Source organism: Bradyrhizobium sp. UFLA05-153 (genome assembly GCF_054185185.1).
On record NZ_JBBIAM010000167.1, the window covers coordinates 1 to 16,993 of the forward strand.

Below are 16,993 nucleotides of genomic sequence, written 5' to 3' on the forward strand. Positions count from 1 at the left end.
GTCCGTGTAGCCAAGCGCCAGGTGCACTTTCACGCCAGCAGGAACAATCAGCATGGCGTGATCTCTCCGCTCTCAACGCGCGCCCGCACAACATCGGGATCGCTGCCGACGGGAGCAAAGACATGCCGTCCATCGGGCAGATCAACAGCCATCATTCCTTCCGGCGGTCGTAGAACGAGAGCGGCCGTCGTGTTGTCGGCCAGTGCGACGGATGCAAGCTTTGCGCGCTTCTTCTGCGCTACGCCGAACTCCACCCGCCAGCGGAACAGCAATCCCGTGACGATGCCGTGCTTGCGGGCAACACCGGAGACCGTGGCACCCGGCTGCTCGGTTTCCATCACGATCGCAAACTTCTGGTCGTCGCTGAAGAAGCGCCGGGCCGGCGTCGCGGGCGTGGTCGGAGCGTCGTTCGAGGCTTCTGTCAAGCTGCTTTCGGAGGTCGATTCCTTAGCACTAGTGCTAGCGACGGGGCGGGCGGAGGGGTGAAGATGCGCACGCCAGTCGATTTCGACCTCGCCGTCGTCCAATCGGTCACGCCATGTGCGCAGCGCGTACGGCGAAAGCGACAGCGCCGCGGCGTATTCGCGGACACCCATGCCGCTCCAATTCATCGCCTCTACATGCATCGCCCAGAACGCTTGCATGGCGCGATTGCGCACGTCCGTGCTGATGCCGAACGCTTGCCGGCGGCGCTTTCGCAGCCCTTTCCCTCGCTCTTCACGGCGCTTCTCGCGGCGCAATTCCGTCTGATATTCCGTGAGCTTGCGTGCAGCTTCCTCGCCAGCAAGAACCTTGAGCCAGCGCGTGAACGTGCCCTCGTCCAGTCGATGCTGACGGCAATACGCCTTGCGCGAAGTGCCGCTGCGCCGCCAGGCTTCGATGTGAATCGACCACCATTCGCGCCTGGCTTTGTTCTGGAAATGTTTTGGACCCACCGGAGATTCTCCAGTGCAGCAGAGAACCCGAAATGGAACGAGAACACACCATCGAAAAGTCGTGCAGGATTCGGACGCTTACGAGGCAAGGGAGTGAGGCGAGATAAAGCGAACTTGCGTTCGCGAGCTTTCACCTTCCGACCGCGGTCGGAAGTGTTTGTCTGCACAATGGTTTTTTGCACCTTGCGATAGGTGTCGACGGTGCCGCGCAAGGTGTGCCGGTGGCTCCGTTCGAGCTTTCCTGATGGATTTCAAGCTTCCAAGCGATGGCTCGCAATGTGCGCCGATGAGAGTTACCCGCTGTGTGTTCGCCACACTTTGCACCGATGCGATTTAACACGATCGACGCTCGGTAGCTCTTGTGTGTGCACGTTTCGATGTCAATCGTCTCGCCATGGCGAGAGATGAAAGCGAAAATTTCCGCGTCAGACCTGGTCGATCGCGCAGTGGCGGAGCGCGGGTCAATCCGCGGACGCAACCCTTCCTCAAGCAGGTCCAGATCGCAGTCCGCAAGGCGGGTGGCGATCCTCGGCGGATAGGCTCGGGAGCGCGATCGGGCGGCAGCCGTGAAGGAGGAAGGTCGGGCCGGTTCAACGCGCGTGGCCGAGGTGCGAAGGTCGTGGCCTCCTTTCCTCGGTCGAGTAAGGAGGGGGGCTGGCAAAAAGATTCCGCGGGCCGCTTCCGCGTGCGTCGTGTGGTGGTCAAGGCAAGGGTCGTGCGGCTCAATCCGCAAGGGCGGGGCGCCCGAGCTCCGAAGATGCGCGGGACGATGAGCAGGGCCGTGGACGCCCATCTCCGTTACCTCGAGCGGGACGGCGTCACGCGTGATGGCGAACGGGGCAAGGCCTATTCCGCTTTCGAGAACGAGGCCGACGGTAAGACCTTTGTGGAACGCGGCCGGGACGATCGCCATCAGTTTCGTTTCATCGTGGCGCCAGAGGATTCCGCCGAAATGGCTGACCTCCGCGGCTTCACCCGGGACCTCATGCGCCAGATGGAATTGGATCTCGCCACGCGTCTCGACTGGATCGCGGTCGATCATCACAATACTGGCCATCCCCACACCCACATCATCGTCCGCGGCGTCCTCGATGACGGCCGTATCCTCAATATCGCCGGAGACTATATCGCCCATGGCGTCCGCCACCGGGCGAGCGAGCTGGTCACCCGGGAACTGGGTCACCAGAGCGAAATCGAGCTCCAGGCCAAGTTGCAAAACGAGGTCGAGGCCGAGCGCCTGACGCGGCTCGACAAGATGCTCTTGAACGAGCAGCGGGAGCAGGGCGTGATCGACCTGCGGCCAGGGGAAGGAGCGACCTGGCTCGTGCGCGAAAACCGCAACCTGATGATCGGCCGGGTCAAGCATCTGGAACGCTACGGTCTTGCCACCGAGCCTGAGCCGGGACGGTGGGTTATCTCCGACCGCGCCGAGCAAAAACTGGAGCAGCTTGGCGACCGCAGCGAGGTCATCAAGTCCATCCACCGCGCGCTCGCCTACAACGGCCTCGCCGAGGAGCGCGGGGTCGGCCAATTCGCCCTTCATGGCGACGGCTCAGGCGAGAAGATCGTGGGCCGGGTTCTGGCCAAGGGCCTTGCCGGGGACGAGATGAGCGAACGGGTTCACCTGGTTGTCGACGGCATCGATGGCCGGGTCCATCACATCGAGTTGAAGGACCCGAGCGGGATCGAAGAGGTGGGGCGGGACATGATCGTCGAAGCCGCTCCCGTTGTCTCGGGTCCAAGACCGGCTGACCGCAACATCGCCGCCAATGCGGTCGACGACGACGGCGTTTACCGGCCGAGCCGGCACCTGGAGCGCATCCGTGACAGCTTCGAACGCCAGGGCAAGGATCCCGAGGCTTATGTGCGCTTCCATGCCCGCCGCCTGGAGGCACTGCGCCGGGGTGGCCATGTCGAACGGATCGATGCCGACCATTGGAAGGTCCCCAAGGACATCGTTGAACGCGGACAAGCTTACGACCTCAGTCAGGGCGGCGATGGGCTCAGGGTTCGAACCCTCTCCGCCCTCAATCTCGAGCAGCAGATCGGCAGCCATGGCGCAACTTGGCTTGACCGGGGGCTGATAGCTCGCGAGCGCATGGCAATTGGCGATAGCGGCTTCGGCCGGGAGGTCAATAACGCCCTCAGTCGTCGCGCTCAGCGGCTGGTGGAAATGGGCCATGCGACCGCAAAGGATGGTAACATCTACGTCCCCGTCAGCACAGTGGTGACCCTGGAGCGGCAGGAAGTCGAACGCGTCGGCAACCAAATGGCGAGAGAGCGCGGCCTGACCTACATGCCAGCAAATGCCAGCGAGTATGTGAGTGGGCGCCTCGCCGGCGTTGCCGGCCTCGTCAGCGGACGCTTCGCAATGATCGAGAACGGACTCGGCTTCCAGTTGGTGCCTTGGCAGCCGATCCTCGAGAAACGCATCGGCCAATACATCACCGGGCTCCAGCGTGACGACGGCGGCATCGAATGGACGTTGGGAAGGAGACGAGGCCTGAGCCTCTGACCGAGCATACGAAATCGGGGTCAGTTCGCCGGCTGGCTGTAAAAGGCGTCAGTTGGCCGACTGATAAGGAAATGAGAGTTTGCTTATCAGTTCGTGATTTGAAGACCTCCGAGGACCGTTTGCGGCTGTCCCTAATCACGATCTTCTACCCGCACGAAGCAACCGAACGAGGCGGCGCTGAAAGACAAATGAGAAAGAAAGTTAAGGCTAAAGATGCGCCGACCGGTCGTTATCGACCCCCGTTCAGCAACCGCAGTTTTTCTTCCCTTGCCCGCGGTCAAATGTTGCACTTGAGTCAACGCCAGCGCTTTGACCGTGCGGATTAATATCACGCTAGTGACCGATGAAAGGGCGTCCCGAATGAAAGGCTCATGTTTTTCCAAAAGTACTCGGCAAGCATTGCCGGACTGAGGCTTCCATAACGTGGACCCTCTTCCCGCAGCTTGGTGCCCACCTTGTTTATATGGAATGTCTTTCCATCATCGTTCAACTGGGCGGATTCATCCCACCTATCGTGATTATTTCGCGCATCTCGGGAGACACAATACACAATCTGGTCCGCGCTTGGGGGCTTCACAAAAATGGAAAAGCACCAACGAACCTCATTCTCCTCAAGCACGTTGATGACCATGATGCTTTCGCTAGCCCGAATAATACGTGTGTGATGAAGTGCTGAGCCAGAAAAGTTGAATTCGACTGCCAGATCATGAAGAGCCGCGCAGACCGTTTCAAAGGCCGTTGCGAATCGAAGCGCCATGGGATCGCCCTTGACGGCGGGTGGTGGTGGTTCAATGACGGTGCCGTTGGGCTTATCTGGCACCAAGGAACGGACAAACTTGGCAACGCCTTCGGCTACCTGGCTTTTGCTACTTATCGGCTTGGATAACTCGAAGTGGTTTAACGCTACTTGTACCGGAACTACCCCTAACAGCCCTGGGTTCGCAGACGCGAAGTCAACAACCATCATTCCCTTGATGGGAGCACCTTCTGCATAGACGCGAACACCCAATTTTCGAGCGTTTGCCGCCGCTCTGAACCAATCATTGAGGTCACTCAGATACGAATTCTGCTTTTGCAAATCCTCCAAGGCTTCCGTGACGCGGACAATCCCGAGTAGCCCGCCTATGTTTACCGCGGTGTTCGCCAAATCAGAGCCTGTGTGTGGCGTTCCCAAAAAAACAATGCCAACGACCCGGCTCCCGAACTGTCTAAATTCGTCGGTCGCGGTTAAATCGCTCGCAGCTCGAAGGATTTGCTTAACAATCAAGCCACCCATGCTGTGACACACAAAGATTATGGGGCGCTCACCTAGCTTCTGAGTCAATCTGTCTAAGAGGGAGATGGCGCCGTGGAGAAGGCCTAAGCTTCGGCCAACCCAAAGTGATACTTCGGCGGGATATTCGGCGCACCAAACCTGTGCGCCAGCATCCTCTGCATCCAGCCATCGTGGCCAAAAAGCCCCTTGGTCGTCAGGATCGCTAGACCAGGTTTTGAATGGTCGCCCGCCAATTCCGTGTACAAAAACGACATCTATCACCGCACCAGGTTTGCTCGATCCGATGAGGTGAACTTCAGTTTGGCCAGATACCGTACCACTCATCAGTTTTGCTCCAGCGCGCCCCAGGGAACGATTTCGCGAATGTGCTTCAAGACGCGGGCAAACTAAAATTCCATCTAAACCAGCGCCACCGTTTGGTTTCTTTTCGATCTGGAGAGGATCAAGCCATATGAGCCGACTTTCCGACAGTACGCGTCGGGCGAGTAGATCCGTCAAGCACCTCTGAGGGCTTTCCCGTCATTTGATGTCCCGCCTAAACGGAAGAAGCATTCTGTTCGACGAGCAGCTAAAGATCGACAAAGTGCGCCGAAGGGCAGGGGCGTAGCTGCAAGTTCGAGATCGCTGATCGATCGAAGCTGCCGTTCACGGCCCGTGAGCTCAGACAACTTTAGCGCGCAGCGTGGCCGCGAAATTACCTAGGTTGGAGCCTTCCATTTCGGCAGATTTCGCTCGTGGGTTACCTGCCCTCCCTCTTCACTACATTGGAAAACCTGGGGATTTTGGGTTGAAATGGCCTAGAAACGTTGCGTGCAGCTTGACCGGCAAAGTCGACTTGTTCTAATTTTGTTCTTGTGAGCGGGAAGTCCGGCGAAAGCCGACCGACGAGGTCGGTCTACGTCTACTCGAAGCTTCAACAGCAACCGGACCAGCCTTCTGTCAGGAACCATGCACGAGATCATCTGTCCCCATTGCGACAAGGCTTTCAAGATCGACGAATCCGGCTATGCCGAGATTCTTAAGCAAGTCCGTGACGCAGATTTTGCAGAACAACTCCACGAGCGGCTGGAATTGGCCGAACGCGACAAGCGGAGCGCTGTGGAACTGGCCAAGGCAACTGTTAGCGGCGATATGCAGAAGACCGCGGCCGCCAAGGATGCGCAGATCCAGGAGCTGAAGTCCAAGCTTGAGGCGAGTGAGGTGTCTCAGAAGCTTGCGGTCACCGACGCACTCAGTGCGATTGAAAAAGAGCGTGACACGCTCGCGAATGCGCTCGCGCAAGCCGAACGCGAAAAAAAAGCTGCCTCAGAACTTGCTGAGGCACTTCTGGCCAGCGAGCGGCTCAAAATTTCTTCGGCTAAGGAAAAGGAAATCCAAGAGCTGAACGCCAAACTCCTGGCTGTTGAGCTTGAGAAAAAGCTTGCCGTGACCGAGGCCGTCGGCACGGTTGAGAAAGAGCGCGATGAGCTGAAAAACGGCATCAAGCAGGTGCAGCTTGAAAGGCAGCTCTCTGAACAGTCGCTCAAGGACAAGTACGAAACGCAGATCAAGGATCGCGATGACACGATCGATCGCCTGAAGGATATGAAGGCCCGGCTCTCAACCAAGATGGTAGGCGAGACCCTCGAACAGCACTGCGAGACGGAGTTCAACCGGGTGCGCTCGATGGCCTTTCCGCGGGCGTATTTCGAGAAAGACAACGACGCGCGGACCGGCAGCAAGGGCGATTATATCTTCCGCGACACGGACGAGGCCGGCACCGACATTATCTCAATCATGTTTGAGATGAAGAACGAGAGTGACAGGACCGGCACGAAGAACAAGAACGAGGACTTCCTCAAGGAGCTTGATCGCGACCGCGCCGAAAAGGGCTGTGAGTATGCTGTCCTGGTCTCATTGCTCGAACCCGACAGCGAACTTTACAATGCGGGTATCGTTGACGTCTTTCACCGCTATCCGAAGATGTATGTCATCCGGCCGCAGTTCTTTCTGCCGATGATTACTCTTCTTCGAAACGCGGCCACCAACTCTTTGAAGTACAAGACCGAGCTGGCGCTCGTTAAGGCGCAAAATATCGACATCACACAGTTTGAAAGCCAGCTTGAGACGTTCAAGAACGGCTTTGCCAAGAACTACGATCTTGCCTCCAGAAACTTTCAGACGGCGATTAATGAGATCGACAAGTCCATCGACCATCTGCAGAAGACGAAGGACGCGCTAATTGGCGCGGACCGCAACCTGCGCCTCGCGAACGACAAGGCCCAGGACGTGACGATCAAAAAGCTGACGCGGGGAAATCCGACGATGGCGACGAAATTCGCGGAGCTTAAGGGTTCAGCAGTTGAAGCTGCGGAATAAGTGGCTAATTGGACCGAAGGGAACGGTAATAGACCCGATATGCGGTGCTAACGTGCTGTCCTGTTGACGTCCAATGCCTGCCAGATACGGGCGGCGCTGTTTGTGCAACGTCAGCACAGCGTCATAGTGCACAACGAGCTTCTTCGACGTAAATTGCGAAAATTTGGCGCGGGTTCACGTTGAGCACCTAACATTTGTTGGACGGCCGTCGTGATCTACAACCAATGCGGATACGGGAAGAAAGGTTCAGAAGAGTTTCGTACGAGAAGCCGTCGCCATGGCTCTGCACGCGCGCTAGATCCATTGGGGGCAGACGTAGCGATGTCACGAATTTCAAAGGTTGTGGACCGCTCGAACACAAACGTCCGTAGCACTCCGGATATGGGAGCTTTGAAAGCCTATCCACAACCGCCTTTGGTCTAAGTACCCGCGGATGGGAGATGACGCGCCTCATTTCTCACTGTAAACTTTCACAACCAGAAGAGGAGCTGGGGTCGGGAAGGGGCTTGGCGAGCGCAGCATTCGGTAGTCATCCTGACCAGCTCAAGATGTGCGGCGCGGCGGAGATGAGCCCTAACGCGTCAGACTAATTTCCAGAGTGGCTCGCAGGGGGCGGTTAGATTGACGAGTGTCGGTACGCGGCCGAAAGGCGAGGATCAGGAAGCTCGATCGGCTGTAACAAGGCTGTTTGATGATACGCGGCGCAGGCTGGTCGAGACAGGGACACGCAATCGCCTTGTTCATGTCAATCGCGCTAACACGCGCGGTAACGTACTGAATATTGTCAACGAGCATTCCGATGATATTCATGCCTTGCTTTCTGGTGGCAAGACCATGCGCTTTTTCGCGCTCGGGAAGGACAAGGTCGAGGATAGCGGCGAAGTCGTCCTCGCTAACGATATCGCGCAAGGGTCCGAAGAAGATCGCCGCACCGATTCATGGCTTGAAACGCGGCTCGGTCCCGACGCGCTGCAGAAGAAGTTGCTGAAGATAGCGCGGGAAGCCCAAACTGCGGAGGAGGAATCCGGCGTCAATGTCCTGTACCTCGCGATGGGCTTCCTGACCTGGTACGAGGACAAGGCGTCGAGCTTACCCCGTGAAGCACCGCTCGTTCTCCTTCCCGTCGAACTCGTGCGCAACGCGAGGACTTCGACATTCGACCTGCGAGTGCGAGACGAAGACGCTCTCACAAACCTGCCGCTCCAGCAGCGGTTGAGAGACGATTTCGGAATCGAGCTTCCCGAGCTTGAAATCGAAGAAGACTGGAAGCCATCCGATTATTTTGCCGAAGTGCAACAGGTTATCAGCTCGCGGGAGCGCTGGAAGCTCGACCCCGATGCCATGCAATTGGGATTTTTCAGCTTCAGCAAGCTGCTGATGTATCGTGATCTGGCCATCGAGACGTGGCCCGACGATGCACTGGCAACCCATGCGCTTACTCGAGGTCTACTCTACGAGGGTTTTGAACCCGAGGAGCCGCTATTTGCCTCAGATGATAAGTTGGACGATGTCCTGCCGCCAGAAAAGCTTTTCCATGTGGTCGATGCGGATGCGTCCCAAGCTAAGGTGATCGAGGAGGTGCGGTCGGGACGGAACCTGGTCGTTCAAGGGCCGCCCGGAACAGGCAAATCTCAGACAATCACGAACATTATTGCGGCTGCAGCTAAGGAGGGTAAGCGAGTCCTATTTCTTGCCGAAAAGATGGCTGCGCTCTCTGTGGTGAACGATCGGCTCGTGAAGGTCGGGCTACGCGACGTATGTCTTGAGCTGCATTCGAGAAGTGCAAATAAGAAGGCAGTCCTTGGCGAACTAGCGCGCACCCTGTCGCAGGCTAGCGTCGTGCCCGGAGTGCCGGGGGCGCCAACGGCTTTGAAAGAAGGCCGCGATCGACTGAACTGTCTTGCAGAAGCGTTACATCGCCCAATCGGCGCTACGGGAGAGACAGCCTACAGCGTGCTTGGTCGGCAGTCCCAGTTCATAGGAAAAGGCATCTCGCCCCCAAACCTGGAGGTCGAAAGCCTGAACTCAATGTCGCGACAGCAAGAGATTGATTTGCTAGCGACGATTAAGGAATATGACGCGCTCCTCGCGGAAGAGGGACGAACAACCTCTCATCCCTTCGAGGGCACGGCCAACCTTCACCTTCAGCCGGTGGACTTAGCTCGACTGAAAGTTTCGCTGACTGCAGCTCAAGTCGCCGTGACCTCGCTTGCAACGTCACTGCGTACGCCCGTCGACGCGCTGGCGTTGCCCAATACCGCAGCCCTCGATGTTGTTGCTCCGTTAGCCGATGTACTAGGGCGGCTCGAAGGATTGCCCCATAACGCAGCCGACACTGCACAGAAGGTGCTCGACGCACCGGACATTCCCCGCCTTCACCAAGCCCTGCGAGCCGGGGTGGCGTGGCGGCATGCGCTTGATCAAGCGTTAGAAGCATTTGTTGAAGCCGCCTTCAGCGCTTCTTCTAACCATCTACGCGCTCCGCTGGCGGCGGGTATTCGTTCATTTTTTGCCCGCTGGGGTGGCCGCTACCGTGGCGCATCACGAGAACTTGCTGGCTTGTTGCGTGGAGGCTTACCCAAAACCGCGACCGAGAGAGTTGCGCGGATCGATCAATTGACCGCGGTGACTTCGCTGAGATCCGAATGGGAAGACGATCGAGAATATTGCGGTCGTATTCTCGGCGATGCCTGGCGCGGAGAAAAATCCGACTTTGGGAAATTGGTCGCCATCGCCGAGTGGTGTGAGAGACTTTCCAAAGCCCCAATTTCCGTGGGTTCGGACAAATCGATCGCGCTAGCCGCCCAGGTTGATGCCCTAACAGCGATGTTACGGGCATTGCGGGAGGCGGCGCAAACGGCACGCTCTGCATTGCAAGCCATTGTGAAACTGCTCGATCTTGATCTTGCCAGTTTCGGTGATCTAGGTCTTGAGCACACCGAACTCGACGCTGTCGCGGCGCGCTTTGGAGCTATGGCTGCTTCGACTGATCGATATGCGTCGTGGACTCAACTAGCCCGGTGTCGCCAGACGCTCGTGTCTGCAGGATTGTCCAGGCTTGAGGAGCGCATGCGATCTGGGGAGCTCGATGGAGCTGCCGCAGCAAACGAGCTACGTTACGCCCGGGCCGAGCGCCTTTGGAAGAACGCTCTTGAGCAAAACCCCGACCTCCACGGGATCGGCCTGGAAAGGCGCCAAGATCTGGTCGACACCTTCGCGGCGCTAGAGCGTCAGCAGCTCAAGGACAACGTAACCACGATCCTAGCCGGTCACCTCGCACAGGTACCTCAAGGCGCCATGGGGGAGATGAAAGTCCTTCGTGGTGAGATTGGGAAAAAGCGCGGCCATATGGCACTGCGACGATTGGTCGAAAAGGCTGGCACGGCAATACAACGTATTAAACCCGTCTTGTTGATGAGCCCAATATCTGTCGCTCAATACTTGCCGCCGGGCACAGTCTCGTTTGACCTTCTGGTTATTGATGAGGCTTCGCAAGTTCGCCCAGAGGACGCGCTTGGGGCGATCGCGCGTGCTACGCAAATCGTAGTGGTGGGCGACAAGAAGCAGCTTCCGCCATCCTCCTTCTTCGATCGGGTTTTGGCGGACGAAGAGGATGACAAGGAAGGCGACGATGAATACGTCGGCCCAGACCTGCTGGAGGGCGCGGCAACTATTGGTAGTATGGAGAGTATCCTCACTCTTTGCGAGGCACGCGGCCTCGCAGGTAGAATGCTGAAATGGCATTATCGATCACGTGATCCATCGCTTATTGAGGTTTCGAATCGAGAGTTCTATGACAGTGACCTCGTTCTGCCGCCATCGCCCCTCCAGAAAGATCCGGCCTACGGCCTGTGCTTTAACCGGGTCGATGGTGTCTACGACAAGGGCGGAAAGCGGGACAATCGCAAAGAAGGCGAGTCCATTGTTGATCGAATAGCGGAGCACGCGAGAGAAAATCCATCACACTCCCTTGGAGTGGTCACGTTTTCGTTTGCGCAGCGAAACCTCATCACGGAGCTACTCGAGCTTCGTCGTCGCCAAGACACCACGCTAGATCAATTTCTGCGCGAGGGGCAATCGGAAGATCTGTTCGTCAAGAACATCGAGAACGTGCAGGGCGACGAGCGGGACGTCATTCTCGTTAGTGTTGGCTATGGCCCCGCTATCGCCGGCGGAAGGTTGAACAGCATGTCGTTCGGCCCGGTTAACGGCGAAGGCGGCGAACGACGACTCAATGTACTGTTCACGCGTGCTCGGATCCGCTGCGAGGTGTTTGCATCCTTCGATCCCGGCGACATTGATTTGAATCGCACCTCGAAAGAAGGCCCGCGAATCCTCAAGCGCTTTCTTGATTTTGCGAAGAATGGTCGCCTGGAGGTGGACTCACCGACGGGCCTCAATGCAGATTCGCCTTTCGAAGAAGATGTTGCTGACGTTGTCCGGGGGTACGGCTTCCTCGCAGACGCGCAGGTGGGATCTGCTGGTTTCCGAATCGATATGGGTATTCGTCACTCTGATAAGCCGGGTAGCTACATCCTCGCCGTCGAGTGTGATGGCGCGACGTACCATAGCGCTCTTTGGGCCAGGGAACGGGACCGTTTACGTCAGGACGTGCTCGAGCACCTCGGTTGGCGGTTTCATCGAATTTGGAGTACCGACTGGTTCTATAATCGCCACTTTGAAATAGAGCGACTGCGCAAGGCGCTTTTGGATGCACAGGAGGTTTCTGAGAAAGGGCTGCGAGTCGAAGGCGCAAATCAGGCGCGATCGGCCGAGCCTGTCGAAATGGAAGTTGCACAGATTTCAATTCCCGAGGTCGTTGTTCGGCAGATGCCTCCATATCAGCGAGCGGTTTTTCGCGTCAGCACTTCGAACGAGCCGCATGAGGCGTCCGTTTCCATGCTTGCGAATCTGGCTCGAAAAATAGTGGATGTCGAAGGGCCGATTCATGTGGAGGAAATCGCTCGGCGCGTGGCCTCCTGCTTCGGTAAGGAGAAGGCGGGATCGCGGATATTGACTGCGACTGAATCGGCTTTGTCAGCCGCCCGATCGGGAAGTGCCGATCTGCTTACCGATGGGACATTCTGGTACACTCGAGGTCAGTCCGATGATCCTCCGGTTCGCGATCGCTCTGCGGAAAGCGGTGCAACTCTTAAGTCTGCGTGCATTTCTATTTTGGAGATACAAGCAGCATTCAAGATAGCCCGTGAGGATAATGCCGGGGGCGAAGACGAGGAGCTTGTCAGAACAGTCGCTCGGCTACTCGGTTTCAAACGGGTAGGGACGGATTTGCAGGCACGCTTAGCCGAAGGTTTAACTTGAGCGGTCATCGAATTGATGGAGCGAGGAATTAGTCGCAAGCGGGACCATTGGTCTTGCTATTTGTGCAGACCGACCCATGGAACTATCCCGCTAACTGATAAGATTTGGCTGCAGACGCAGTTGGTCAACACATAAGGTCATTGGACAATCGCGGTCAGTCTGCGGACTGATAAGGAATCTAACAAACGCGTTTCACTTCCAGCGGACTCCAGCGAAGGACAGTCTTGTCTGAAACATTCAGGTCGGTGTTAGCTGACCTGGCTGTGTAAGATGAAAAGGGCCCTCATCGCTAAGGTGCCCTATCCGTTAAAACAGTGAACAGCCTTTCGGGCATGAACATCATCCTCCTGCTCACCTGTCTCTAAAAGGCTTTGATCAGCCCACCCGAAGCCAGACGAAAGGCAATTATCCATTCGCTCTATTAAAAGTTGCATGGCGGTCAGTGAGAATAAAAGCAGGGGGAGGATTCAATGGCTTTCAAGTTCAACGATGCAGCACCGTTGCCAGACAATCTTGCAGCATACGCGAAGGAGCTATCTGGGCTCGAGGGTACCTTGGGACCGGTCCTCGCCGCCCGGCTCGAGGACTTGATCGCCGGCGCCGACGCCGGCGAGATCCTGGATCAGCTTCTCGCGGCCCTGGCGAAGACCCCAAAGGGGGCGTCGTGAGCGGCTGGTTTCTTGAGTGTCTTGAAGTCGAAGGCTTCCGTGGCATCAACAACGAGGGTGATCCGCTCGTCCTGAATTTCACCCACGACGCCGTGAACTCGGTTTCCGCCCCGAACGGCGTCGGCAAAAGCTCGATCTTCGACGCGCTAACGTACGCGCTGCGCAAGCGCATCCCCAAACTCGACGAGTTGCCGGCCTCGGAAAGTGGCGACGGCTACTACCTGAACCGCTTCCACTCGAAGAGCAGGGGGACGATCAAGCTGACCGTGCGCCCCGACGGCGCCGGCAAGCCCGTTACTATTTCGATCACGCGCGACGCGGCCGGCGCGCGGAACGTTTCTGCGCCGAAAGGGATTGACGGCGAGAAGTTGCTCGCGTCGCTCAACCGCGATTTTGTACTTCTCGATCACAAGACGCTGCAATCGTTCATCGATGATAGGGCGCTCGAGCGAGGTCGCGACTTTGCCGGCCTGCTTGGACTTGCCGCCTACTCCACGCTTCGCCAGCAGCTCCAGGCACTCTCGAACACGAGGGCCTTCAACAACCATTTCGATGTTAGAGCTCTCAACCAGCAGGACACCTCGCTGAAGGCGACGATCACCAAGCAGCAAGCGGAGGCCGTCAGCGCCTTCCAGGCGCTGACCCAGAGGTCGTTGCATGAGCAGAAGGATCATGCGGCTGCCGTGCTCACGGCTCACAACGCTCTTCACCAGATTGCGATTCTAAACCCCCATTGTACCGGCAAGCTGTTCGGCGAGATTGTCATCGACGACTGCGTCGAGGCGATCAAGAAAGCCGAAGGTGGAGACGCCCCGGCACGCCTTGCAGGCCTGCAGCGGCAGGAGACGACGATCGCCAACCGGATTTCGGCGGGTCCATCCGATGACGACTTCAAGCAGCTGCTTTCCCTCGCGACACAACGGGACCAGGCTCTCGAGCGGACCGCCGGCAAGCTTCTCAAGACCCTATACGCCGCGAGCCGAGCGGTTCTCTGCGATGATTCCTGGCTTAACAAGAATCAGTGTCCGGCGTGCGAACAGGAGAGTGCAGGACCCCTGCTTCCAGGGCTGGAAGCCCGTTTGGCGGCATTCCAGGGGCTCGAGGATTGTACCGCAAAGCTTGAGACCGAATGGAAGGGCAGGGGGTGGGGCGAGCTCCGCAAACTCGAGGAGGCGCACGCTGAGGGTGACGACCAGTTCGCGGCGCTGGGCAAGAGAGCAGAGCTATCGCTGACTGAAAGCGAGGTGCGCGACCTCTGGGCGTGGCGCAACACTTTGCTGGAGCGTGCTGCGGTTGCGTTGCAGGATACGAAGGCAAAGCGAGAGGCCCTCGAAAAGGAATTGCCAGCCTCTTTGGTCGCCGTTACGAGCGCGGTTGAAGCGGCGCGCCGCCTCCAAAAGGCCTGGAAGGACGTGGTCGACGCACAGGCTGGCCTCGCGAAGGTCACTAGCAAGCTCGCTGCGATCAACCGCATCAAGGGGTTCCTGGACAAAGCAAGTGATACCTTCGCGGCTGCCGAAGCTGACCTGTCGAAACGACGCCTCGCGGCGGTCGAGCCCCTATGCCAGAGGTTCTTTGGCTCCATCATGTACGAGCCCGTCAAACCGTCCCTGGCCAAAGCGGATGGTGCGGAGGCTCTCTCCATCGGCCTGTCGCAGTTTTTCACTTTGAGGAACGTCTCAGCGCAAGCACTTCTTTCCGAAAGCTTCCGCAACGCCTTTGCCGTGTCAGTTTACTTGGCGGCTGCGATGCTTTATGGCGGCGAACCGCGCTTCATCGTGCTTGACGACGTCACGTCGAGCTTTGACGCCGGCCACCAATTCCACCTGATGGAGCTCATTCGCACGCAGTTTGCACGACCCGTACAAGCCAACGGCCCGCAAGTCATCCTGTTGAGCCATGATACGCTGCTAGAGAAGCTCTTCAACCGGAACAACGGCCAAAGCTGGAAACATCAGCGATTGGAGGGAACAGCCCGAACGGCTGTGTTACCGCAGTCTGACGCGGTCAACCGGGTCCGTGACGCGACGCTCCGCTTTCTGCAGGCAGGTCAAGTGGACGATGCCGCTCCGCGTCTGCGGCAGTATCTCGAGCATCGGCTGCTGGACATCATCCAGAAGGTAAGGATACCCGTGCCGATCGACTTCGCACTCGATGACAACAACAAACAGGTTGGGAACGCGTCAGCCGCAATCGAAGCCGCCGTAAAGCTCCACAAGGCGGCCGGCATCCTCGTGCTTGACGCCGCTCAAGAGGCCGGTCTGCAGACCCACATGGCGAGCATCACCGGGAATTTCGTCGCTCACTTCGCGACCGGATCGACCAGCGCCTTTTCTAGCGCGTCACTGCTCGGCGTGATGCAGGCGATCGACAAGTACGCCGAATGCTTCATGTATGAAGATCCACCCGGTAGTGGCACCAAGAAATTCTATCGTTCACTGAGTAAGCGCTAAAATTCCCGAATGGAAGGTTATTATAATGAATTCAATTGCTTAATAGCGTGGCGCGGAATGGATTTCGAGAAAAGGTTGTCTCAGAGTGTAATCGTGACCGTCAAAGGCGATGACGGAATCATCGTCGCCTTCGACACCATCAGTTACGATCTGAGCGGCACCGTCCTGTCCACAACGGCCTGCAAAGTACTCCCTTTGATGGAGCTCAACTGCGCGATCGGAAACGTCGGCGCTGCTGGCTTTACCACGGCCCTGAGAGACAAGATCGCCGCGAAGTATATCGATTTCGATGATTTGCTGACCGGCCTCGTCGAGGACTTCCGTGACGTACATGACGACATGATTGAGATGTACTGCCAGCAGCCAGGCCCTAGCCCCAACGCCACAGTCATGCTGGCGGGCTGGTCAGATCAGCGGAATACGTTCGAAACGTATCGGATCAGCACTCGCGAGAAAGATGTCGTTATTGCCGGCGAGCAGTCGGTCACACCGGCTTTTGCGCTCGTCCCTACTGAAGGATGCTGGGTCTCAAGCGCGTATCGCGCCGAGGACATGGAGCGATTTGGGATCGACATAGAAAACGAGACTAATCTTCTGAACCTGGCAGTCCGTATCGTATGCGCATGTCGCGCCGCCGGCGCCGCGGAAGGTACGGGCGATTTCCAAGGTGTTCCCTACGCCGTCGGCGGTCAACTCCAGATACTTTTGCTCGAGCGCGGTCGCATCACCCAATGGGTCACTCATCGCTGGCCTGACGAAGCCGGAAAGCCAGTGGATCCGACGGCTGGGGAGGCACTGCCACCATGGCTGACGCAAGGGCCTCTCGATAGGCTGGCCAGCGATGACGGTGGCACCGGCTTGCATCAGGTGCTTGAACAGGATGCCCGACGAAGCAATTCAATTCCCGAAGGACGAAGCGGACTATGAGAAGCTCGAAAAGCTCGTCGCGAAGATTCAGTAACACCTGACGCCACGTCACGGTCAAACGTCTCACACAACGTCCGTATTCTCGGGAAGTCAGGCGCCGAGCGGCAGATCGACATGCTCGTGGAGGATCGCATCGACCAATATGTCATCCGGATCGTCCTCGACTGCAAGGCGCAGCAACTTCAAATCGATCTTTACAGCTCCATCGATGCAGACCCTCATAATTGGAAAGCGCGGCTGCACCGGCGCATTCGGTGGACCGATTGTTGATTGAACATGGGCGGATGGCCGCCACCCGAAGCGGCAGGGCAGCATTTCCCACGGCGGCCTGCTGACGGCTTGCACTTGATCGATGGCGCAGCGCATAAGTCGAAAGGGAGCGCCGCAGCGGAGGCTGTTTGATTGATAAGCTTTGGTCGCAAAGCTTATCAGTAGCCGCCAACACCCGTTGGCAGTGGTCTGTAGTCGTTTGTGAAGAACGTTTCTGAGCACCGTTTTACGCAAGGTGTGGTTGCGATAGGTGGCGACAGAGTATCCAT

9 protein-coding genes are annotated in these 16,993 nt (G+C 57.7%); 6 read left to right on the forward strand and 3 right to left on the reverse strand.

Translation table 11 applies throughout. The annotated features are described in order from the left end of the window. Window positions 1-47 precede the first annotated feature (47 nt). Window positions 48-935 (reverse strand): IS66 family insertion sequence element accessory protein TnpA, encoded by an 888-nt coding sequence (gene tnpA, locus Q2941_RS46585; RefSeq protein WP_458196803.1) that lies wholly within the window; start codon window positions 933-935, stop codon window positions 48-50. Window positions 936-1,650: 715 nt separating this feature from the next. Here tnpA and Q2941_RS46590 point away from each other — a divergent pair. Further along, a complete protein-coding gene (locus Q2941_RS46590) occupies window positions 1,651-3,450 on the forward strand; it encodes a DUF3363 domain-containing protein (protein ID WP_458196804.1) in 1,800 nt (599 codons plus the stop codon). A gap of 328 nt (window positions 3,451-3,778) precedes the next feature. Here the strand turns inward: Q2941_RS46590 and Q2941_RS46595 are convergent, their stop codons facing one another. Beyond that, window positions 3,779-5,050: an esterase/lipase family protein gene (locus Q2941_RS46595; protein ID WP_458196806.1), complete on the reverse strand. Its 1,272-nt coding sequence runs from the start codon at window positions 5,048-5,050 to the stop codon at window positions 3,779-3,781. Window positions 5,051-5,674: 624 nt separating this feature from the next. Here Q2941_RS46595 and Q2941_RS46600 point away from each other — a divergent pair. The 5 genes from Q2941_RS46600 (at window position 5,675) to Q2941_RS46620 (ending at window position 16,454) form a co-directional block, all read left to right on the forward strand. After that, the gene (locus Q2941_RS46600) at window positions 5,675-7,084 is read left to right on the forward strand and encodes a DUF2130 domain-containing protein (RefSeq protein ID WP_458196807.1); all 1,410 of its coding nucleotides are present in this window, start codon (window positions 5,675-5,677) and stop codon (window positions 7,082-7,084) included. A 621-nt stretch (window positions 7,085-7,705) separates the two neighbouring features. Further along, window positions 7,706-12,406, forward strand: a complete 4,701-nt coding sequence (locus Q2941_RS46605; protein ID WP_458196808.1) for a DUF3320 domain-containing protein — start codon at window positions 7,706-7,708, stop codon at window positions 12,404-12,406. 470 nt (window positions 12,407-12,876) lie between these two features. Beyond that, complete coding sequence (locus Q2941_RS46610; RefSeq protein ID WP_458196809.1) at window positions 12,877-13,074, forward strand: hypothetical protein; 198 nt, start codon at window positions 12,877-12,879, stop codon at window positions 13,072-13,074. Next, window positions 13,071-15,527: an ATP-binding protein gene (locus Q2941_RS46615; RefSeq protein ID WP_458196810.1), complete on the forward strand. Its 2,457-nt coding sequence runs from the start codon at window positions 13,071-13,073 to the stop codon at window positions 15,525-15,527. Before Q2941_RS46610 ends, Q2941_RS46615 begins: the two co-directional genes overlap by 4 nt. A 93-nt stretch (window positions 15,528-15,620) precedes the next feature. Continuing rightward, window positions 15,621-16,454 (forward strand): hypothetical protein, encoded by an 834-nt coding sequence (locus Q2941_RS46620; protein ID WP_458196811.1) that lies wholly within the window; start codon window positions 15,621-15,623, stop codon window positions 16,452-16,454. Window positions 16,455-16,544: 90 nt separating this feature from the next. Here Q2941_RS46620 and Q2941_RS46625 read toward each other — a convergent pair. Beyond that, the coding region (locus Q2941_RS46625; RefSeq protein WP_458196812.1) for a hypothetical protein at window positions 16,545-16,993 on the reverse strand (449 nt) is incomplete at its 5' end.